The sequence below is a fragment of the Methanoculleus sp. genome (genome assembly GCF_030019085.1).
GTDB lineage: Archaea > Halobacteriota > Methanomicrobia > Methanomicrobiales > Methanoculleaceae > Methanoculleus.
The window spans coordinates 69,579-89,757 of the sequence record NZ_JASEFJ010000002.1; the positions used below are offsets into that span (position 1 = coordinate 69,579).

At 56.2% G+C, this 20,179-nt stretch carries 16 protein-coding genes and 2 tRNA genes; 5 read left to right on the forward strand and 13 right to left on the reverse strand.

All coding sequences use genetic code 11. From position 1 onward, the window contains the following. Nucleotides 1-8: 8 nt before the first annotated feature. From QMC91_RS01520 to QMC91_RS01535, 4 genes are all read right to left on the reverse strand, one after another. Nucleotides 9-881, reverse strand: a complete 873-nt coding sequence (locus QMC91_RS01520; RefSeq protein ID WP_300234357.1) for a thiamine pyrophosphate-dependent enzyme — start codon at nucleotides 879-881, stop codon at nucleotides 9-11. Next, the gene (locus QMC91_RS01525) at nucleotides 878-2,536 is read right to left on the reverse strand and encodes a 2-oxoacid:acceptor oxidoreductase subunit alpha (protein WP_300234360.1); all 1,659 of its coding nucleotides are present in this window, start codon (nucleotides 2,534-2,536) and stop codon (nucleotides 878-880) included. The genes QMC91_RS01520 and QMC91_RS01525 overlap by 4 nt, the downstream gene beginning before the upstream one ends. A 160-nt stretch (nucleotides 2,537-2,696) precedes the next feature. Continuing rightward, complete coding sequence (locus QMC91_RS01530; protein WP_300234362.1) at nucleotides 2,697-3,446, reverse strand: hypothetical protein; 750 nt, start codon at nucleotides 3,444-3,446, stop codon at nucleotides 2,697-2,699. A gap of 115 nt (nucleotides 3,447-3,561) precedes the next feature. Continuing rightward, entirely contained in the window at nucleotides 3,562-5,151 is a 1,590-nt protein-coding gene (locus QMC91_RS01535; RefSeq protein ID WP_300234364.1) for a glutamate synthase-related protein, read from the reverse strand. A 166-nt stretch (nucleotides 5,152-5,317) separates the two neighbouring features. On the opposite strand from QMC91_RS01535, the gene QMC91_RS01540 reads away from it, so the two are divergent. Beyond that, the gene (locus QMC91_RS01540; protein WP_300234367.1) at nucleotides 5,318-5,779 is read left to right on the forward strand and encodes a hypothetical protein; all 462 of its coding nucleotides are present in this window, start codon (nucleotides 5,318-5,320) and stop codon (nucleotides 5,777-5,779) included. A 31-nt stretch (nucleotides 5,780-5,810) separates the two neighbouring features. On the opposite strand, the gene QMC91_RS01545 is transcribed toward QMC91_RS01540, so the two are convergent. Further along, nucleotides 5,811-6,494 carry a 2,5-diamino-6-(ribosylamino)-4(3H)-pyrimidinone 5'-phosphate reductase gene (locus QMC91_RS01545; RefSeq protein ID WP_300234369.1) on the reverse strand — a complete coding sequence of 228 codons (684 nt, stop codon included), beginning with the start codon at nucleotides 6,492-6,494 and terminating at the stop codon, nucleotides 5,811-5,813. A 321-nt stretch (nucleotides 6,495-6,815) separates the two neighbouring features. On the opposite strand from QMC91_RS01545, the gene QMC91_RS01550 reads away from it, so the two are divergent. Further along, nucleotides 6,816-8,507 carry a PAS domain-containing sensor histidine kinase gene (locus QMC91_RS01550; protein ID WP_300234371.1) on the forward strand — a complete coding sequence of 564 codons (1,692 nt, stop codon included), beginning with the start codon at nucleotides 6,816-6,818 and terminating at the stop codon, nucleotides 8,505-8,507. Nucleotides 8,508-8,571: 64 nt separating this feature from the next. Here the strand turns inward: QMC91_RS01550 and QMC91_RS01555 are convergent, their stop codons facing one another. Both QMC91_RS01555 and QMC91_RS01560 read right to left on the reverse strand, forming a co-directional pair. Further along, complete coding sequence (locus QMC91_RS01555) at nucleotides 8,572-9,228, reverse strand: phosphoribosylanthranilate isomerase (protein WP_300234374.1); 657 nt, start codon at nucleotides 9,226-9,228, stop codon at nucleotides 8,572-8,574. A gap of 42 nt (nucleotides 9,229-9,270) precedes the next feature. Next, nucleotides 9,271-9,344: transfer RNA gene (locus QMC91_RS01560), tRNA-Phe, on the reverse strand. Between the two features lie 110 nt (nucleotides 9,345-9,454). Here QMC91_RS01560 and QMC91_RS01565 point away from each other — a divergent pair. After that, nucleotides 9,455-10,432, forward strand: a complete 978-nt coding sequence (locus QMC91_RS01565; RefSeq protein ID WP_300234377.1) for a phosphoesterase — start codon at nucleotides 9,455-9,457, stop codon at nucleotides 10,430-10,432. On the opposite strand, the gene QMC91_RS01570 is transcribed toward QMC91_RS01565, so the two are convergent. After that, the gene (locus tag QMC91_RS01570; RefSeq protein ID WP_300234380.1) at nucleotides 10,419-11,207 is read right to left on the reverse strand and encodes a hypothetical protein; all 789 of its coding nucleotides are present in this window, start codon (nucleotides 11,205-11,207) and stop codon (nucleotides 10,419-10,421) included. The two genes, QMC91_RS01565 and QMC91_RS01570, sit on opposite strands and share 14 nt — an antisense overlap. A gap of 42 nt (nucleotides 11,208-11,249) precedes the next feature. Here QMC91_RS01570 and metG point away from each other — a divergent pair, with 42 nt between their 5' ends. After that, nucleotides 11,250-13,244 (forward strand): methionine--tRNA ligase, encoded by a 1,995-nt coding sequence (metG, locus tag QMC91_RS01575; protein ID WP_300234383.1) that lies wholly within the window; start codon nucleotides 11,250-11,252, stop codon nucleotides 13,242-13,244. Nucleotides 13,245-13,344: 100 nt separating this feature from the next. On the opposite strand, the gene QMC91_RS01580 is transcribed toward metG, so the two are convergent. From QMC91_RS01580 to QMC91_RS01590, 3 genes are all read right to left on the reverse strand, one after another. Further along, nucleotides 13,345-13,419, reverse strand: a tRNA-Arg gene (locus QMC91_RS01580). Nucleotides 13,420-13,497: 78 nt separating this feature from the next. Next, nucleotides 13,498-13,887 carry a DUF473 domain-containing protein gene (locus QMC91_RS01585; RefSeq protein ID WP_300234386.1) on the reverse strand — a complete coding sequence of 130 codons (390 nt, stop codon included), beginning with the start codon at nucleotides 13,885-13,887 and terminating at the stop codon, nucleotides 13,498-13,500. 5 nt (nucleotides 13,888-13,892) lie between these two features. Further along, complete coding sequence (locus QMC91_RS01590; protein WP_300234389.1) at nucleotides 13,893-14,606, reverse strand: proteasome assembly chaperone family protein; 714 nt, start codon at nucleotides 14,604-14,606, stop codon at nucleotides 13,893-13,895. Nucleotides 14,607-14,665: 59 nt separating this feature from the next. Between QMC91_RS01590 and QMC91_RS01595 the strand changes: the two genes are divergently transcribed. Continuing rightward, a complete protein-coding gene (locus QMC91_RS01595; protein ID WP_300234392.1) occupies nucleotides 14,666-14,992 on the forward strand; it encodes a DUF5611 family protein in 327 nt (108 codons plus the stop codon). A 472-nt stretch (nucleotides 14,993-15,464) separates the two neighbouring features. Here QMC91_RS01595 and leuS read toward each other — a convergent pair whose 3' ends face one another. Both leuS and QMC91_RS01605 read right to left on the reverse strand, forming a co-directional pair. Further along, the gene (gene leuS, locus QMC91_RS01600; protein ID WP_300234678.1) at nucleotides 15,465-18,227 is read right to left on the reverse strand and encodes a leucine--tRNA ligase; all 2,763 of its coding nucleotides are present in this window, start codon (nucleotides 18,225-18,227) and stop codon (nucleotides 15,465-15,467) included. A gap of 55 nt (nucleotides 18,228-18,282) precedes the next feature. Continuing rightward, entirely contained in the window at nucleotides 18,283-20,172 is a 1,890-nt protein-coding gene (locus tag QMC91_RS01605; protein WP_300234395.1) for a PINc/VapC family ATPase, read from the reverse strand. Nucleotides 20,173-20,179 lie beyond the last annotated feature (7 nt).

Below are 20,179 nucleotides of genomic sequence, written 5' to 3' on the forward strand. Positions count from 1 at the left end.
ATTTCATCTCACCTCCAGTCCTCGACCAACCTCCGGACGCGGTTGCGCCGCTCTTCGAGCCCTGCCCGTGGCACTCCGAAACTCTCTTCATAGACGGGGCGTTCAACCGAGTAGAAAGTCCCGAGCGCGATAGGTGCATCCCGGTCGTAATCCCATTCCCTGATCTTTTGAATAGCGCTCTCAAACCGGGCTGTATTGAGATCACCGTCCTGGATCTCGTAGACCCGGGCGTCGTAGTAGTCGGTCAGGTTGGAGTATGTTGCACATATCTGGAGGACTTCGACAAAGGAAAATCCGCGGTGCATTATTGCCTCTTTGAAGATCTCTTTGAGGTGCCGGGTCTTCCGGGTGTAACCCCGTGCGATGTAGGTGGCCCCCGCGGCGAGCATCACCTCGAGCGGGTTAATGGGGTGTTCCACCACCCCTCTTGGGGTCGAACGCCCCCGGAACCCGGTGGGCGACGTCGGGGTGTACTGTCCGGTCGTCAGGCCGTAGACCCGGTTGTCGTGAACGATCACTGTGATATCAGTGTTCCGCTTCGCCGCAAAGATTAGATGGTCCAGTCCCTCGGCGTAGATGTCACCGTCGCCTACGTGACAGATTACCCGGAGATCAGGGTTTGCCAGGCGTATCCCGGTGGCCGCCGGAACAGAACGGCCATGTATAGTGTAGAGGCTGTTGACGTTCAGGTAATCCATTAGTTTCCCGTGGCACCCGATGCCGCCAAGGAGGACGAACCTCTCGATGGGTACCCCCTCCTCCTCCGAGATCTCTGCTATGGCCGATCTCATCATGTGCTGGATCGAGAAGTTACCGCAGCCAGGACACCAGGTGTTCTGCGCCGGCGTTATAAGTCCAGCGGCAGATCGATCGGGGGTCATACAAACACCCCCTCAAGCCTTGCAGTGAGTTCGTCAACCGCAAAAGGTCGACCATCATACTTCAGGATGGATGTGCCTGGATCGAATCCATACTCTCTGAGAAGACGGGCAAACTGACCCGTGGCGTTGTTCTCGACGCAGACCACCTCGCTTGCGCCGGCAATAGCTTCGCTCCAGGCCTCAACAGGGAACGGCGCAAGCACAACGGGCTGGACGACTCTTGCCCCTACTTCCGCGGCGGCTTCTATACACACCCATTTCTGCGAACCCCAGCATATGATTGTCTTACTGGACTCAGGTGCACCGTAGGTCTTCACGGTCTTATACCCTCCAAGTTCTGTCTTCAGGCCCCTCGCTTTCCTGAGCAGTTTCTCCTGGAGTGCTCCGACATCCTCTGCTTTCTCGGTTGTGAACCCGGTCTCGTCATGGGCGTAGCTGTTTGCCTTGACCGTCACCCCCTCCGTTCCCGGGAAGGCAAGGGGAGATACTCCATCCTCACTTCGGCGGTAGCGCCGGTATTCTTCCCCGCCATCCCGGAGCACCGGTTCATGGTCCCGCGGTGGAGTTGATGCATCGAGATCGAAGGAATAGGCACCTTCAGCAAGCGTCTTGTCAATCAGGATGATCGCCGGGACCTGGTAGCGCCAGGAGAGCATCAGCGCGGTCGCTGACCAGGCGCAGGCCTCATGCGGGTCGCCAGGGGCGACAACAAGCCTTGGAAACTCACCCTGGCCGGCGTTAAGGGCGAAGTGGAGGTCGCTCTGTGCAGTGTGGGTCGGCACACCGGTGCTCGGCCCCGGTCGCTGCGCCAGCACTATCGTCACCGGTATCTCCGACATCCCCGCAAACGAGAGCCCCTCGGTCATCAGGCAGAATCCTCCACCAGAGGTTCCGACCGCTGCTCTTTCCCCGGCGTAAGCAAGCCCGAGGGCCATCAGGATGACGCTTATCTCGTTTTCGGGGTGGACCACCCTGACTCTAAGATCATCGGCTCGGCCGGCCAGAAAATGGAGAACCCCGGAAGAGGGAGTCATGGGGTAGGCGACGTAGGTATCAAGCCCGCCGTAGACCAGTCCAAGCCCCGTGGCCTCGTTGCCCGTCAGGACAGGTAGTTTCGGGGCATCCAGCGGCCTGACGGAAAAGACGCCCTCCACCCCATTGTAGCCCCGTGCAGCAACCCGGAGGTTTGAATCCAGGTGCTTTTCCGGGACGGTTGCGCGGATGACGTCCTCGAGTATCGCCCTGTCGATCCCCGCCACACGGGAAAGCGCTCCGAGCATCGCGGTGTTTCTGGTTATGGGTGGTGCTTTCTCCTCCCTGATGATTTCATCAAGAGGGAGGCCGTAACCCCTCTCCTCCCCCACCTGCGAGGAGTCGTAGATGACCGTCGTCTTCCCGCCGATCCGCTCCTTATGGGTCTCAATGGTTTTTCGATCAAGTGCCAGCAGAACGTCGACCCCTGTGCGGTGTGCCCCTATCGGTTCATCTGCGGCGCGGATTATCGCAAAGTTGTGCCCCCCCCGGATGAGCGATGGGTAATCGAAGTACATGTAGACGTGGTAACCGAGGCGGGAAAAGAGACCGGCGATAGAGAGGCCGGCCGTGTTGATCCCCTCGCCGGCCTTTCCACCGACGAGTAACGAGTATTCTTGCATGGTGATCAGACCTCCTGTCGTCCACCCATGGATAAATATGTTCCCCCTGACTCGTGAGATTGCATCTGATCAGGGATGGCAAAAATACTGTTGGCCCATCGGTAATGCAAAAAGAGGGAGAGAACCCCCTGCTGTTTGCGCCCCTCAACATCCCCGGTCTTTAACTCACGATTGGTGACGCCGTCTCATCGAAGGGGTTGCTCCGCATCGAAAGCGAGAATAGGTATGGGTAGTTGCGCTGGAGGTACTCCATGTAGGCGAGCCATTCTCCGATCAGACGATCGTATACTCTATCAACATCCCCGGCAAGGTGGCCGACGTCGCTTGCCGGGAGACCGGTAAACTCTCCCCGTCGCTCAAGTTCCTCGGCAAGGTGAAATACCGCCCGGAGGAGTTCTGTGAACGATTCGTGCTCAAGCAGCACGGGGTTCTCGAGGAGTCGGAGGAGGAAATCCCGTCTCTCCTTCAGGTAGTGGCAGAGTTCCTGCAGGTCTGCGGCATCGATCTTGAGCCTGGAGTGACGTTTCTTGAGACGTTCGCGCACGCTGGAGAACCTCTCCGGTGTCCAGGCGTCTGTTACAATGAGGTCATGCCGAATCTCGGGAAGGGTCGGATCGCGGTCGGAGAGGAACCTCAGAAGGCCGGTACCAACCTCCGAAAAGAAGGTGCCGATGACCATGTTCAGTTTTTCCAGTCGCTTGCGTTTCTCCCTGACGCTCAGGAGCTGGTTCAGGATCAGGGTGACCAGGAGAACGTTTATTGGCAGAAACCCCAGGGCGTTGAAAATGTACTGGTAGGTGTTCTCAGGGTCGCCAAGCAGGAGGTACTTCACGGTATAGACGATGATTGACGAAAGAACAAGGACAATTCCGAGTCGCACCTCCCACGTCCGGATGCTTATGCCGCGCATATTATGCCATCGATCTTTTACGCAGAAAAAAATGTTGGCCGCCGGGTCTGGATAGGACCCCAATGCCTCAGCGGATGTGGCAGGTCTCATCCCCGGTAGGGGTGGAGATCTCAGATCACGAATCCAGAATGGCCTCGGCAGCCTCGCGGTAGGCGTTCATCACGTAAGGGATACCGGAGACCGCTTCTGCCTCCTCGGTCAGAGCCATCAGATCGTTGCGGGAGACCGTCTTAAGGCTGAAGTTTCTGGACCCGGCCATGATCTGTTGGAGCCCGGTCCTGAACTTCTGGGTGTAAGTGTAGATGCCGAGCGCTCCAAGCGGGATCTCGTCGATCCGGTCGGGATACTTCTCTTTGAGTTCCTCGTAACAGATGAAGATCTCATCTACGCTGCTACCGTACTTCGAGACAGATTTCGGTAGTTCACCGGCTGCGAGCCACTTCTGGATGTTCTTCCCGACCATGCCCGGGATCATGAGGGCACGGCCCATGCAGACAGCCCTGACGTAGGGACTGCCCATGGCTATAGCTTTGAAGACGTTTGCTTCATCCGAGAAACCTCCTGCGATGGCGATGTCAGGAACACGGATACCACGTGCTCTCATCCGCTCGGCGAACTGATAGGCAAGTGACTCGATATAGAATGTTGGGATCCCCCACTCGTTCATCATCGGCCAGGGGCTCATTCCCGTGCCGCCGGGTGCACCGTCTATGGTGAGGAGGTCGATCTTTGCTTCAGCACCGTAGCGCAGTGCCATCGCAAGTTCGACAGCCGAATAGGCACCGGTCTTCAGGGTTACCCGCTTGAATCCAATATCACGGAGACGATCGACTTCCTCCAGGAAATTTTCCTTGCTTATAAAACCAAGACGTGAATGGCGCTCGAACTCCTTTATGGCGCCGTCCCTGAAGGCCGCCTGGACCTCTGGCAGGGTTGGGTCAGGGAGGACTATGTAGCCGCGACTTTTGAGTTGGATGGCCCTTTCGAGACTTTTGACCTTGATCTCGCCACCTATACACTTTGCACCCTGGCCCCATTTCAGTTCGATCGTCTCCAGGTTGTGCTTCGATGAGACGTATTCTGCGGTTCCAAGCCTTGTATCTTCAACGTTTAACTGAACAAGGAGTTCGCCGTATCTGTCGTGGAACTTCCGGTAGATCTCGATACGCCGGTCTATCTCGGGCGACCTGCTGATCTTGCCGTTGTGGTCGAGTTCCAGGTCGGGGTCAACACCGCACACGTTCTCACCACAGACGAGGGTTATGCCCGCGATGGCAGCCCCGATGGCAAAGTGCTCCCAGTTCGCCCGGGCGATCTCGGTTGAACCGAGTGCTCCGGTAAAGATCGGAACCCGCATCGGGACCTTTATGTCCCAGCCGTACTCCGTTAGGGTATTGACCTCCTGAAAGACTGCGGTGTCCGGGTTGGCCTCGACGCCTTCCGGCAACCCTTTAGCACCCCGGGCATAGCCCTGGATGTTCAGGTGTGAGTAGTCGACCGGATAATTCTTATCTGCACCTGCAGTGATCTCGCCGAATGGACCCGGATAGAGAACTTCTCTACCCCGGAATGAGGAGAGCCAGACCTCGCAGGCCCCCTTGCACCCGTCCACACACCTGCTGCAGATGCCCGACATCGGTACAACGTCCCGCGAGCGGTTGGTTGTTCCTGTCGCCTCGTTGGCGTTTGGTCTTCGTAGATTCATCGGTTGCACCTTTATTGGTATGGATAGGAATTTCCTTCCTATGCTTAAAAAGTTATCTATTGCTCTGGTCGAACGGTGGCATACAACTGCATGATGGTATAAGGCCTTAGCCTTAGAGGTGAGAAGCGGCGAAAAGGTAAAATATATTGATATCTATTCATGGCATATGAATGTCCGGTTGCTACCCATACTGGTTGCGCTCCTGCTCATCTTCTCATTCAGCGCTGCATGCACGGGAACGGAAGAACCCTCCGGCCCGTCTCCGACGGAGACTGCCCAGGAAACACCTGCGCCCACGGGAACACCACCATCATTAATCCCCGAACCGACACAGACCCTGCCGCCAGGAAAAGAGGTTACGTTCGAGGTCTCGGAAGGCCTGACCCCAACGATAACAGACGACCTGCGGATCGTCTTCAGCGGCGGTAAAGGTCAGGACTTTGTGAAGGGTATCGACGTTGTTGTGATCAAGTCGACCGGTGAGGTTGTCACCGGCACGATGGAGCCGATCAAGGGCAAAGAACTCATCATCAGTGATGCTAAAGGTGAAAACCGCGTCCAGATAACTGTGTCCCTTGTCACAGGAGGCTCCTACAAGGTCGTGGACAGGATCGTAGAAGTCAAATAAACCAGCCTCTTTTTTTGTCGCTCGAGCCCTATCACCGCTCTCTCTCAACCCTCCACCTTAAAAGGAGACCGTCATCAAGCCGACTGGCTTCAATGAGCGTGAGCCGCGGGAAATCCTCTTCCCTTAAAAAACCGGTGCCGTCAACGGGGGTGGGAGCATCTTTTCCGCCTATGACGATGTTGCCGACAAAGGTCTGGAGTTCGTCGACCAGACCCAGCTCCATAAGCGCCCAGATTAAAGTTCCCCCACCTTCGACCATCAGGCGTCGGACGCCGAGGTGGTAGAGTTCTTCGAGCAGGGCCAAAAGATCGACGGTCTCATCGCCGGTGACGACGACGGTGGCGTAGCCCCTGAGGACGTTCACCGCTTCTGGCGATGCCGTCCGTGAGACTGCGATGATCCGCTTTCCCGTCCCCTTGTGCAGGATATCTGCGTCGGGAGGGGTCCTACCTCTGCTGTCCACCACGACACGGATTGGGTCCTCATCCTTTCCGGCCTCCCTCCGCCATGCTCTGAGATGTGGTGATTTGACCGTGAGCGAGGGGTTGTCGGAGAGCACCGTACCGATCCCGACCATGATGGCGTCGCTCTCTGCCTTTACCCGGTCGACCCGCGAGTAATCATCATCGCCTGAGATCCTTACCTGCCGCCGCTCAGCGGTCGAGATCTTCCCATCAGCGCTCATAGCGACGTTGACAAAGACGAAAGGACGCATGTTTCATGGTTGAACGACTAACTTCATATATGCTCTTCTATGTTTTCGTATGGATCATCAGAGGGGTTGTACCACCTCTCCTGAAGTTCTCGATGAATTTGCGAAATCAAGAATAAGTCGCCTCTTATCCACTTAAATCGTATAATGTGTATTATTAAGTTGTAAAAGATTTAAAAACCTATAAATAATGAGATGTTGAGATACTCCCTATTGCGCATGCCGGGGAACTGGCGCCTCTTGAGTCGCCTGCATCAGGATCGCTTCACCGCGACAGATCTCGTCAAAATGGTCGTTTTATCATCATTCTCAGTGGTATCTCTTATGCTCACTGTGGTTGCGCCTGTGAATCTCTCCACTCCCTGCACTCTGATCTACTGCATCCCGATACTTCTTGCTGCTCTCTGGTTCCCCCTACAGGCGTTCCGTGTGACCGTGATCCTCGTCACCGGTTTCGTGCTCGGCCAGACCTACCTCTCTATTCTTGGATCCCCGGTCGCCCCTCTTCTTGTGGGGTTACACGCACTCCTATTTTTCTGGGTCTTTGGTGCTGTAACCCTATTTTCACAGGATTCCTATCTGACTGCATCCCACTGCAGGAAGATCCTCGAGAACAACCGCGATGCCAGGTTCCTCTGTGAACCAGAGGGACTCCGTGTGATCTGTGCCAGCAAGAAGTTTGTCGATATGCTGGGCTACACACCCGCGGAACTTGTTGGCATCTCCCTGGAGAAATTGTGGTCGAATGAGACCGATAGAGCCCGGTTCGTCCAGGAGATGAAGAGTGAAGGCTACATCGGGAACACAGAGACGATTTTTTACACGAAAGACGGAGATACTCTGCGGGTCCTCCTCTCCTGCCGGGCACTGGCCGGCGAGGGGCTATTCGAGTGCAATGTTGTGGACTGCGGGAGGTTCAGGGATGAGAGCGATGATCTTCTCATGTCAGACAGTCGCCTGAACGAGTTCGTCCGGCAGACAAATGATGTATTCTTCATGCAGGATACCTCAGGCCGCATCCTGCACTTCTTCTGGGCCCGTGCCCCGGAGTATGGTCTTGATCCGGACGAACTGACCGGACGGGATCTGGGAGCCATCGTGCCAGAGGACATTGCCCGGCAACACATGGCGCAGGTTTGGAAGGTGATCAATGAGCGAAAAGACGTCCGTTACAGCCTTGATCTGACTATAGGGGGCCTCCAGCACACATTCTCCGTCAACCTCTGCCCCTATATCGGGGCTGGCGGCTCTCTCATGGGTGTCATTGGATCGGCACGCGACGTCACCGAGTCGCGGCGACAGAGGCTTGCCTGCAGGCAACTCTCCTGGGAGGTTGACCGCTGGAAGCGGCTTACAACCACCCTCTCTCACGAGTTGCGAACACCGTTGCAACCGCTCATCGGGTATCTCCAGTTGATCCTGGATGATCCTGGGTATTACGGCATCACCCCAAAGACCGAATCCATCCTCAAGGTCTGCCTGGACTGCGCAATCCAGGAGCAGGCGGTTGTGGAGAGGGCTGTCGAGTTGAGCGTCTTTGCGACCGATCATATCGACCTGAACATTCAGAATATAGCGCTTCGCGATCTGGTCAATTCCGTCATAGCCAGGGGCGGTTATGAGCGTGAGGCACTGATTCGAAACGAGATACCCGATGACGTTCACATACCGGGCGATGCCGGGAGGCTTGCCGTTGCGTTGGAGTGCCTGATCTCAAACGCGGTCAGGTATAACGACCCTCCAAAGGAGGTATGGATCAGGTACAGGGAGTCACCTGAAAACCATTACATCATGGTCTGCGATAACGGCAGAGGCATCCCGAAAGAGAAGATCAGATCGATCTTCGATCCATTCTACATTGGAGATGCATGCGATCAGGATCAACAGGTTGATGGGGCCGACCCGCCCCTCTCGATCGCAAATAAGTACGTCCGGTTGCATGGAGGGGAGATAACGGTGACAAGCCAGGTTGGCAAGGGGAGTACCTTCATGATCAGGATACCAAAGGAGGTCTGAGAATCTTGATGGGGCCATATCATTCAGAGCCTGGTCAGGCCTGATTTTCGCGGCCCCTTAAAGACTATAAGGTGGTCTTACTCAGGGCATTTCTTGCTTCGCGGGCAAAGGCAAGCGTTTTTTCCAGGTTGCGGACACCGTTCCGCTTGATACCGGTATGCACGTCGACAGCGTAGGGGCGAACCTTCTGTATTGCCTCTCTGACATTTTCTGGAGTGAGGCCGCCCGCAAGGATGACAGGAACAGTCGCATTCGCCACTATCTCTGCACTTATGTCCCAGTCATGAGGGATCCCCGTCCCCCCGATCCTCTCCTCCGTCCGTGTGTCGAGTATGATGGCATCGGCATAGGGCTCGTAGAGTCTTGCTGTTACAATAGATGACCTGTCCATCACATGGACTGCCTTCAATATCTTTACGTAGGGGAGAGCCTGGCGGATGACCTCCAGGTCGGATGGTTCAACGGTGTTCTGGACCTGCAGTGTCGTACAGTGTGAGTCTCTCACCAGGTCGATCAGGGCCTGTCTCTCCTGGAGATGGGTGACCGCGACCGGTTCGATAAACGGCGGGAGGTGTCGTATCATCCTCGCTGCCTCTTCGGGTGTCACAACATCGCTGCTCCTGTGGGTCACACCCATGATGAACCCCACAGCATCACATTTTGCAGCGATTGCACATTGCATATCAGCAAGGCTGGCGGTTCCGCAGAATTTAATGCGCATCAGAAGATCTGATGTAGCAGGATCAGAAAAAGTGATCGGGAGTGCCCCCGCCCGGATTTGAACCGGGGACAACCAGATCTTCAGTCTGGCGCTCTCCCAGTCTGAGCTACAGGGGCTCCTGTCTAAGAGTGTTGTCGGTTGTTCTTAATAAACTCTGTGTTATCCTGTGATAATGGATGGGGATCAAACCGCCTGTTTATCATTTCCTGGACCCACATACTTGGTGATGGACGGAATCGATCGAAAACCTGATGCCTATCCAGAGAACCTGATGCAGGCCCTCTCCTCAAGGACGGAGAGTGTCGTGCACCTGACGCACAACGACCTCGACGCCGTCGGGAGCGACGCCATTCATCGTAGAGCCCTGGAAAACGACGTCTTCACCATCTGGTCTTCGGTCGGGAGGTTCCTCCCCCTCCTCGATGCTGTCGCCGCTTCCCCCGGGCGGGGCGACCTGCTCAGCATATCGGATATCGGTTACCAGGGCGGAGTTGAGCAGCGACTGGCCAGAGCGCGGTCAAACGGCTGGCGGATCGAGTGGCGCGATCATCACCGCTGGACGGGGGACGAGATCCGTCTCGTCGAGAAGAGGACAGACATCCTCCACATCGACGTTGCCACCTGCGCGACCGGGATAGTCGCCCGCGACCTTGCTCCAGGCGACGCGGTGGCAGAAGAGATTGCGCGCGTTGTCTGCGACTACGACCTCTGGACACACCTGGATCCGAGATCGAAGGTGCTCGGCCAGGTGGTGATGCGGAAGGGTTTCAGGGACTACGTCCGCGACAACCTTGTCCGGGGCATCATCTTGGATGGACGTATCGAGAAAGAATATAATGAGATCCTCCAGGAGATGGAACGCGACATCAAAAGGAGCATCCGCCACGCCACCGTCATGCAGGATGGGCGCTACAGGATCGCTTTTGCACCACTCTATGGCTACCCGAGCGAGACTGCCCACGCCATCCGCCAGGAACTGGGGAGCGATATCGAGGTGATCGTATCTCCAAACGGTCGAATCTCCATCCGTTCCGTGCCGCCGATAAGCCACCTTGTCGCGAGGGAGTTCTCCGGCGGAGGTCATCCTCACGCGGCAGGAGGGTCGTTCACATTCAGCCTGCTTGACCGCTTCTTATTCTGGCTGATCAAGCGGAACCGGCATTACCGCGACCTTGTGGCGGTTGCGGAGTCTATCGATAAATGAACGCCCGACCCAGAAGTCTCTTCCAGTAGTCCCCCGGGGCGGTGTCTGCACAGTAGCCACCCACCTCGAGGCTGTCAGCGTCTACGATCTCGGATGCTGCCACAACCTCCCCCTCCTCGGGGTCGAGCATGACTAACTTCCGAACATGGAACCTTTCCATAAGGTCGGCAAGGCGGTCGAGATCGGTCGTCGGGAGGATGAGAACGTCCTGGTACTCGAGCAGGAGTTCAAGGTCAAACCTCGCCGGGTCCCGAGGGAAGAAGAGGACTTTTCTGCCCGCCAGACGCTCGAATTCGATCAGGTCCGCCGTGTCTGCTATCAGAACGTGTCCCTGGACACCCTGATCGCGCATCTCCCGTATGAGTCTGGAGTAGAGGTCTGCAATCGTCTCGGAGAAATCTTCCCTGTCTCCGATGTAGTCGTCACGCAGCCCCAGGATGTGCGGTGCGGGAAGAGCGATCCTGGCGTCTTTACACCTTTCCCGCACAAACAGGGCATCCGCCGTCGCTGCAGCCGATTCGACACCGGGTTCATCGACCAGCACACCATCTTTCATGCCGGTAAACACCTCCATCAACCGCTCGGAGTAAAATAGACCGCCCGCGGCCGGAATTGTAACGCCCTCCTGGGCATCGAGCGAGCGTTCAAGCTGGTAGGTGGTGAGATCCACCTCCGTCCCCCTTTTTCTATTCAACCATTCCGCAAGTTCAGGGACGTCAGGCCTCCCGACCTCTGAGCCGAATGACCTGACCGGTATCGTTATTCGTCTTGGCATACGCTGGTATCTTTATTAGCATCGCAATGAGAGTAGATAAGGATGAGTGCTAAGCCGTTGCTGGTAACGTGCGGGCTCCCATACACGAACGGTCCCTGTCATATAGGGCACCTGAGGACATACGTGCCGGCGGACTTTTACGTCCGCTATATGCGCCGATCGGGCGAGGAGGTCGCTTTCATATGTGGTTCGGACAACCACGGAACACCGATCGTGATCAGCGCCGAGCAGGAGGGTTCGACACCCAGAGCCCTCTCCGAGCGCTATCATGAGCATTTCTATGAGACGTTCCGGCGGATGGATGTTGTCTTCGATCACTTTGGTATGACCGACGACTCCACGAACCACGATACAACCCGCTCGATTGTGCAACGGCTGATAGATAACGGCTATGTCTACAAAAAGGCCGTCAGCCAGAGTTACTGCCCCCGCTGCGAGCGGTTTCTCCCCGACCGCTATGTGGAGGGTGTCTGCCCCCACTGCGGGGCGATTGCGAGGGGAGATGAGTGTGACCAGGGCTGCGGGCAGCACCTGGAGCCTGGTGAGCTCAGGGATGCGGTCTGCAAGATCTGTGGAAGCAAGGCTGAATATCGCGAGCAGGAACACTTTTTCTTCAAACTTTCGGCGTTCAGGGACTTCCTCCTGGACTACCTCCCCGGCCTTCAGGGCACGGCCACTGCCAGGAACTACGCTCTCGGCTGGGTGAAGGAAGGGCTGCGCGACTGGTGCATCACGCGGACGCTAGACTGGGGCGTTAAATTTCCGGGGCGAGACGACCTTGTCGTATATGTCTGGGTGGACGCGCCCATAGGCTACATCTCGTTTACGAAGGAGTGGGCAAAAACCGCCGGGGTCGACTGGAAAGACTACTGGTGCAGCGAGGCGACGGGGGTCACTCACTTCATCGGCGGGGATATCATCTACCACCATTGCATCTTCTGGCCGGCGCTCCTCAAAGGGGCGGGGTACGGTCTCCCGCAAGCGGTGGTCGCAAGCGGGATGGTCACGATCGAGGGCAAGAAGTTCTCGAAGTCCCGCGGCTATGTCGTCTGGACGAACGATGACTACCTGGACCAGGGGCTCCCGGTGGACTACCTCCGCTACTATCTCCTCTCCTACACCAGCCACACGAAGGAACTGGACTTCTCCTGGAAGGTCTATGCTGAGCGGGTGAACAACGAGATCGTCGGGACGCTCGGGAACTTTGTCTACCGGACGATGTACTTCGCCGAGAAGGAGTTCTCCGGCGTGCCAGACGTTGCCCCGCAACAGCTTGTAATCGAGGAGATCGAGCGCTCGCTTGCCTTGATCGATGCCCGCATGCGCGATTATGACTTTAAGAGCGCCGTCGACGGTATGATGACCCTGGCCTCGTTCGGGAACGCCTACATCCAGAAGAACGCCCCCTGGAAACTGATCAAAGAGGATCGGGCCGCTGCAAAGCAGGTTATCTCTGACTGCCTCCAGATCGTCAAGGCCCTTACACTGGTCTTCCAGCCCCTGATGCCCGGCTCCATGCAGCGGGCCTGGACGATGCTGGGCTACGATGACAATATCGCGGATCATCCGATCGCCGAGGCCACAAAACCGATCGGGGCGAGAGCGCTTGGAAAACCAGTTCCGCTTTTTACAAAGATCGAGAAGGAGCAGGTCAGTGCCCTTGAAAAAACTCTCAATGCCAGGGTTGAGAAGGCAAAAGGAGCCGCAGGGGCAAAAGCACCCACCGTTTCCATCGATGAGTTTTCAAAACTCGACATCCGCATAGCAAGGGTTGTTGCGGCCGAACCGATCAAGGGATCAAAAAAACTCTACAAACTCACCCTCGACCTCGGGGGTGAGAAGCGTGTGGTGGTCAGCGGGATCGCGCAGTTCTACACCCCCGAGGACCTGGTTGGCAGAGAGGTTGCTGTGGTCGCAAACCTTGCCCCGGCAAAGATCTTCGGGATCGAGAGCAGGGGGATGATACTTGCCGCCGGGGACGAGGCCTCGCTTCTGGTTCCGCTCCGCCCGGTTCAGGCGGGAACGAAGGTGAGGTAGGACTGATGCATCTTTTCAAACTCGATGAATAATAGGTAACCGCTATACCGCGGCCAAGGAGCTTTCTGGAACTGTAATTTTATAAGAAGCGGCGGTCAGACGGGCCTGGAGGGATTCGAACCCCCGACATCCGGGTTAGAAGCCCGGCGCTCTATCCTGGCTAAGCCACAGACCCACGTGGTGGTTCTATATGTTGGTTGGCCGGTGATATTAACCCTTTGAGGGTGTCAGGTGTGTTAGGAAAAGATGGTGATCATCCCGCCCGGTAACACGCTGAGGGGACGATATCTACCCTGGTTGGCTCACCCCATTTCCGTCCCTCCACGTTGCGGGCGATGGTTACACCCCGGAAGCGGACCTTGATCCTTGCAGACATCCGCTCCCTCTCCTCGTAAAATACCGGGTTGGCAACCTCAATTCGCCTCATGCTGATGTTGAGTGCAAGTAGATCGACCATAATCCCCGGGTCTCCTGGAGAGAGGTCTTCCTCTGTGATCGAGGTCATGAAGACACAGTCTCCTGGTGCGCTCCCTGTCAGGGTTATTATGTTATGAGCGCTGGTCAGTTCAAGTGTTCGGGGCTTACCGCTCTTGAGTTCAGCAATTACTGATGGTGAGATTCCTGTTAACGCTGCATATTTCATGCAGATCACCCGTACATCGGCAGCTGCTCTCTTCGAGGCTGCCCCTCTGTCTTCTGCACCTGCTCGGCGATCTGGGCCATTGCCGCCTCGATCTCAACCGCCTGTTCGAGTAACGGCTGGACGTCCAGGTTAAGGTCGTAGATCTGGTTCAGAACCTCAATCGTTGCCGCAGCTGCCCGCGGGTCTGGCGTGTTCACTGTCTCCCCGAGCAGCCCTACCCCTGGAACACCACGCGTCTTGCATTCCGTGAGGATGCTTGCAGCCACACCAGATATGCTCCCCATTGGGAGGATGATCGCCTTATCCTCGATGTGCTGAAGTGCTTCGGGGGTGGTTGCAACCCCGAAAACTCTCTTTTCCGGTTCGTTTGTGATGATCCCTGCGATCGTGACAACCTCTTTTATATCAAACAGGGTGATCCAGTCCATGATGCCGTTTGCCACCTCGTAACAGATCGCTGGATGAATGGGAACATCGGAGATGAGTGCCGCAAGGTTTTCTTTCTCATACAGACGTACCGGGGCGCTGATGACACCTTTCGCCATCAGGGCTACAGGCGGGAAATATTTACTTGTGATTGCCCCGATCTGCTCAAACTCCATCTGCTCAACGAGGTACTGCAGGGCGATACTCCCTACAAGCCCGCTGCCGGGGAAACCGATCAGCACAGTCTCGTCGGTGCCACCAAGCTCTCTGGCTGTAACCTTTATGTCATCCATGGGATCAATCACTCGCTCTTCGGTTAGGTTAAGATAGATGAATATCCCTTAAAAATATTATGCAAGAATACCAGATCAAACGCGGATACACGAAAAAGCTTGCAGAATCAATGGTACAGGGTCTCCGCGACCAGTTCGGTGTCGAACCCCGTCTTACGGAGGACGGGCATTGCGTCATATCATACGGAGCGCTCCAGCGCCTTGAAGTCTGGGCCGGTGCCGGAGGGAAGACGCTGTTTGTCCATACCGAATCGGACGCATCCGTCGATGATGAGACGATCCTGGACACGAACCGCAGATTTCGCAACTATCTCCAGCAGGTAACCGGTTACACGGCAAAGGAGCGGGCGAAGAAAGCCCAGCAAGCCGTGAAGGGAGAGGATTAGGCGTGGCCAGGGTCAGCCACAGAGTACCATAATCTATTTTGCGGCCAGAACAGGCATTAAAGACACTCCTGCGGGGATGACCCGAGGATCTTGAAATCCAAGACATCCGGCCCACTTCAAAACTACCTGGATCTTCAGCCTTATTTTACCGTTAGATCCGCACTTCAGACTCAAAGATCGCTCCCCTTGCAAAAGTACACTCACTCTAAGGCATGATATTAGATCGTGGTAGTTTAAAGGGCTTATTTACGAGAATTGTGCTATAGTTTCTGCATAATTGTACATACCGCTGTTGCGAGTGTACTTCTGGTAGGGGCGACCATTGCAGATGGCGCTAAAAAGAAGACGAAGACTCAGATGGTGGCTGAATGGTGAAATCTGGAGGAGGCTAAAGATATCTGGCCCGGTTTTTTTTCCATGGACCATGACCCTGAATATAACCACAAAAAACAGGCAGGAGAAAAAAGGGATCCTACTCTATCACTATCGCCGGCTTAAACGGCAACGCACCCGAGGCCTTGGGGTGGATACTCTCTCCGGAGGCCTGGACACTCACCGGGACGCCGAACTCCTTCTCCAGGAACTTCCGTGCGCCCTCAAGAACCGCCTGTTCATCGAGTTTTAACTCTGCGATTTGCTGCACGAGAAGTGGTGGCAGTTTCAGCACGAGTTTCGTTATCTGCCTGGTTGCATCCGTCGCCTCACGACCGCGCCTGCGGATCTCCTCGTTCTGCATCACCTCGCGCATAACTTTCGTTTTGTCGGCCGAAGCTGCAACGATCCGGAAGATCTCGTGCTTCCATGCCGGTGCGGCATAGAGACTGATCGATCTCGGTTCCATCGGGATGAGTTTCATGATAGACTCGATATCCTCGACCGTACGGGCGAGGAGTTCCTCCGCGAGTTCGACTGCCGGGTTGATCCGGGTCATGTCGACCTCCGGCCATTGAGCGAAAGAGACCATTCCCTCCTTGCCGAGATCCCTCCATAATGCCTCGCAGGTGAACGGTATGAATGGGGCAAGCAACCTGACCCAGGTGCTGGCGAGGTCGCGTAGCACCGCCCCGCCGGTCACGCCCTCAGGCAGGCGGCGGCGGTACCACTTGAGGTCGGCCTCAACGCCAAAAAACGCTTCCTGCAGTGCCTGTCTGGTCTGGAACGACTCAAGCGCTGCCGTTGTGCTCTCTATGCGCCGCTGGAGCCTGCTTCCCAGCCATGCATCGATCTCGCAGTAGCCTTCACCTCCTCTGATCTCCTGGACAGTATTCCAGAACCGTTCGATCTGCTTTTTCGTCGACGATACAAGATCGTTACGCCAGTCAAAGTCCTGCCAGGGCTCAGCGCTTCCCACCAGGAACATCCTGACGGTATCGGCGCCGAACTCCGACAGGGCGTCCTCCAGGAGAAACACATTGCCCTTGCTGGAGGACATCTTCGCTCCGTTGAGGAGCCCCATGCCAAAGACCACCATACCCCGGGGCTGCAGTTCCGGTGGGAAGATCGCGGAGTGATGGAAGATCTGGAAGGTGAGATGGTTTGAGATGAGGTCCTTTGCTGAGAACCGATAGTCGTAGGGGTACCAGTAGAGGAACTCGCTCCTGAGTCGCTCAAGTGTGCTGCGATCGAGGGTTGTTGGCTCTCCCTCACCGAGGAAGATGTAATCGAAGACCTCTGGTGTAAGGTTCTCTGGTGGTATTCCTTTCAGGTGGTGGGCGATCGTGTAGTAGGCCATGTAGATTGTCGAGTCAGAGAGCGGTTCGATGATCCAGGTCGGGTCCCAGGGCAGTTTCGTCCCGAGTCCAACCTTCCGGGTGCATGCCCAGTCTTTCAGCCAGTCGACTGTACGCTCAAATTCTGCCCTGACCTCGGGCGGAACGAGCGTCATCCCCTCCAGCACGGTCTTCACCTCCTCCTTCCAGGAGGGGTCGCTGTAGGCCAGGAACCACTGATCGTGAAGGATCTTCACATAGACCCTGCTGCCGCAACGACAGATCACCTGACGGGTATCAAACTCGTACATCGGGATGGAACCGTAACGCTCCATCATCAGTGCAGCCACATCGTCCCTGGCCTCCTTCACCGTTTTACCGCCGTATTTCTCAAAGACTTTTCCGCGGGAGAACTCGGCGTTGTAGACCTCCTGGGTGAGCTTCTCCATCTCCGGGTCGTTCTGGTCATGGATGCCTGCGCGTTCGACCGCGTCTTTTGCCGGGATGTCGCCATATCCTTCGACTGAGATGAGCGGGATCGGACGTATGGACGTGTACTTCCCATGCCGCTGCAGGTCGCGGATCGCGATGTAGTCAAAGGGTGCGTGTGCTGGAACGCTCATCACGATCCCGGTACCCGTGTCCGGGTCAACAAACGTCGCCGGCAGGATGGGAACATCACCACATAGCGGGTGGGAGACCGTCCGGTCGATTAGCGACGCACCGGCCACCTCCCCCTTTATCTGGACATCGTGATCCTGCAACGCCAGTTTTGCTGCCGCCTCTCTGCTCAGGATCCACTCATCGCCATCGAGCGTCGCCCGGACATATGTGACATCGGGTCTCACCCAGAGGTTCGTCACGCCGTAGATTGTCTCGGGGCGGAGTGTCGCGCAGGGGATTTTTGTGTCGCCCAGCCGGAAGATCACAAGGGTGAACCTGAGGATCTCGGCCTTATCCCCCTCGAGGAGGTCGTGGTCTCCGACGGGGTTCTCGCACTGGGGGCAGTACTTAACCGGGTGGGCACCCTTTACAACGTGCCCCCTCTCATGCAGGTGCTTGTACTGCCACTCGATAAACTTGCTGTACTGCGGATCGACGGTGATGAACCGGCGCCGCCAGTCGATCGAGAGACCGCATTCCTGCATCACCCGCCGATACTCATCCGAAAAGTAGCGGACAATCTCCATCGGGTCGATGAACCGGTCGAGAATATCCTGGGGCACCCGGTAGACGTCACGGTAAAGCCCAATAGTCCGTTCGTCGCCTTTTGCAATCCTCTTTGAGATCCCTATAACCGGCGTACCGGTGACGTGGAACGCCATCGGGAAGAGGACCTGTTTTCCACTCATCCGCTGGTAGCGGGCGATGACGTCCGGAACGATGTAGGTCCGTCCGTGCCCTACGTGCATCGCCCCGCTGGGGTATGGGTAGGCCACCGTCAGGTAATACTTATCCTTATTTGCAGGATCAGCCTCGAACGCATGCTCCCACAGGTCGACACACTCTTTTTCGTTGTTCTGCATATCAAGTCCACTCACACTACTCCTCCAGATATCTCCTCTTCACACTCCCCACATCTCACACCGGCCGCAGCCGGATCGTCTCAGCATCGTTGTAACGCCTCATCAGTTCCTGGGCAATCGTGCTGTTTCTGGCCAGGATAACCTCTCCATCCTCGTTAACCGTTGCCGTGAAGAGGTACTCCTTTCCGGCAAAAACGTCCACGATCTTTCCCCTGTGCTCCGGGGAGATTATGGTCAGCTGCTTTTTGTCAAGGCGGATCGTGATGCCACCTGCAAGGTGCATCTCCTCTTCCGCTGGTTTTTCTGCCTCGAGTTCACTCCTCGGCCTTATATCAATACCTATACCCAGTTTGTTCACGATCGCCGATACGTTCTTACCGCCTTTCCCGATCGCCGCTGGAACGTCTCTGTCCTCGATGTAGACTACAGCCTTGTTGTCGTTGATGATCCTCACGTCCACCGGACCGTTTGTGTAGCGCCCCATCTCCCGCTGGACGTCTTTCTCTGCAACCTTCCTTGGGGCATTCTCCCTGGATTCTGCTACTGGTGCCACGAGGGTCGGCGGTTCAGCAACACCCGCTGGCTCTGGAACTTCCCTATTTGCAAGTGGCATCACCAGGGTTTCGCCTTCGTAGCGGAATATCTCGATCTCTGGTTCACCCGCAGCATGGTTGCGAACGACGATCACCGGACGGACGTGCGTGTCAGCTGGCATGCCTTCAGGGGCTTTGATAGTTAATTCAAGGTCGTAGATCTTTTTGATTGTGCCATGAACCACAAATATGATGGTGTTGATGATCTGAGGAAGGATGCTGTAATCAACCCTGTCGCAGAACCTCCGGATGCAGTCGTGCACCTCCATGGCATGCACCACGCCGACCATGCCCATACCGGCAAGCCGCATATCGGCGTAGACGGCAAAGTCCTCGTTCTTCCGGATCTCGTCAAATATGACGTAATCAGGCCGGACAAGCAGGAGGGCCTCGGCGGTATTCATCATGCTGCCCTCAAGCGCCGTGTACTGGGTGATGTTATCTGGCACCTGAAGATCCCGGGGTGCTTCCATGGTCTTGACAATAAAGTTATGGTCGGCGAGAAATGTGGCGAGGCTCTGAGCAAGGGTTGTCTTCCCCGCACCCGGAGGTCCTGCGATCAGGACGCCGCGGCGGTTCCCCAGGATCCGTTGCTTGATCTCAGGTGCCATATTATAATCGTCGAGCGAGAGGTCGACAAGCGGCCTGACCACCGTGATCTCCATCCCGTCTGAGAAAGGTCTCCTTGCGATCGAGATCCTGAGCGACCCGATCTGGACGACTGTGATCCCCCGCTTTTCAAGTTCGATGAAACCGTCCGGGTCGCGTTTTGCCCGTTCCAGCAGTTCCTGTGCCATCACTTTCAGTTCGTGCTCGGTCATAGGAGTGTCCCTGAGTGTGACAAGCCTGGTTGCCTGGAGTTTGCCGATCTTTGCCACTGGCAGAGCCCGCTCTTTGAGGGTGATAGCGATAGTCTCTTCATCAAAGAACTGGTCGATCGAGAGCGGTGAGAAATCGCCTATCTGCGGCCGCAGGTAGACAACATCCAGCCCTTTTGCCTTCGCAACCTCCGCCTGCACCAGATCGCTCGTGATAAACCGGGCTTTATGGTCGATCGCCACGTTCCGGATAAGTGCATCGATCTCTCCACCGCTTGAGAGTTTCACCTGGTCAAGGCTGGGGCGCTCTCCAGCAAACTGGAGCTCGATAAGCCCCTCTTCAGACATCCTGAATAGTTCCTGAAGTTCGGTCAGGCCGGAAAAACCTATCTCACGCCCTTGATTTGCCTGAGCCTCAAGTTCAGCGACGACCGCCTCGGGTATGATTATTGTTGCTCCTTTATATTCCCCGGTTTTTATCAGCGAGGTTATACGTCCATCTATTACGACGCTTGTATCGGGTACAATTTTCATAAAAAAT

Coding starts and splice junctions, on each gene's coding strand:
- QMC91_RS01520 (WP_300234357.1), bottom strand. CDS start 881: ATGACCCCCGATCGATCTGCCGCTGGACTTATAACGCCGGCGCAGAAC.
- QMC91_RS01525 (WP_300234360.1), bottom strand. CDS start 2,536: ATGCAAGAATACTCGTTACTCGTCGGTGGAAAGGCCGGCGAGGGGATC.
- QMC91_RS01530 (WP_300234362.1), bottom strand. CDS start 3,446: ATGCGCGGCATAAGCATCCGGACGTGGGAGGTGCGACTCGGAATTGTC.
- QMC91_RS01535 (WP_300234364.1), bottom strand. CDS start 5,151: ATGAATCTACGAAGACCAAACGCCAACGAGGCGACAGGAACAACCAAC.
- QMC91_RS01540 (WP_300234367.1), top strand. CDS start 5,318: ATGAATGTCCGGTTGCTACCCATACTGGTTGCGCTCCTGCTCATCTTC.
- QMC91_RS01545 (WP_300234369.1), bottom strand. CDS start 6,494: ATGCGTCCTTTCGTCTTTGTCAACGTCGCTATGAGCGCTGATGGGAAG.
- QMC91_RS01550 (WP_300234371.1), top strand. CDS start 6,816: ATGCTCACTGTGGTTGCGCCTGTGAATCTCTCCACTCCCTGCACTCTG.
- QMC91_RS01555 (WP_300234374.1), bottom strand. CDS start 9,228: ATGCGCATTAAATTCTGCGGAACCGCCAGCCTTGCTGATATGCAATGT.
- QMC91_RS01565 (WP_300234377.1), top strand. CDS start 9,455: ATGGACGGAATCGATCGAAAACCTGATGCCTATCCAGAGAACCTGATG.
- QMC91_RS01570 (WP_300234380.1), bottom strand. CDS start 11,207: ATGCCAAGACGAATAACGATACCGGTCAGGTCATTCGGCTCAGAGGTC.
- metG (WP_300234383.1), top strand. CDS start 11,250: ATGAGTGCTAAGCCGTTGCTGGTAACGTGCGGGCTCCCATACACGAAC.
- QMC91_RS01585 (WP_300234386.1), bottom strand. CDS start 13,887: ATGAAATATGCAGCGTTAACAGGAATCTCACCATCAGTAATTGCTGAA.
- QMC91_RS01590 (WP_300234389.1), bottom strand. CDS start 14,606: ATGGATGACATAAAGGTTACAGCCAGAGAGCTTGGTGGCACCGACGAG.
- QMC91_RS01595 (WP_300234392.1), top strand. CDS start 14,666: ATGCAAGAATACCAGATCAAACGCGGATACACGAAAAAGCTTGCAGAA.
- leuS (WP_300234678.1), bottom strand. CDS start 18,227: ATGCAGAACAACGAAAAAGAGTGTGTCGACCTGTGGGAGCATGCGTTC.
- QMC91_RS01605 (WP_300234395.1), bottom strand. CDS start 20,172: ATGAAAATTGTACCCGATACAAGCGTCGTAATAGATGGACGTATAACC.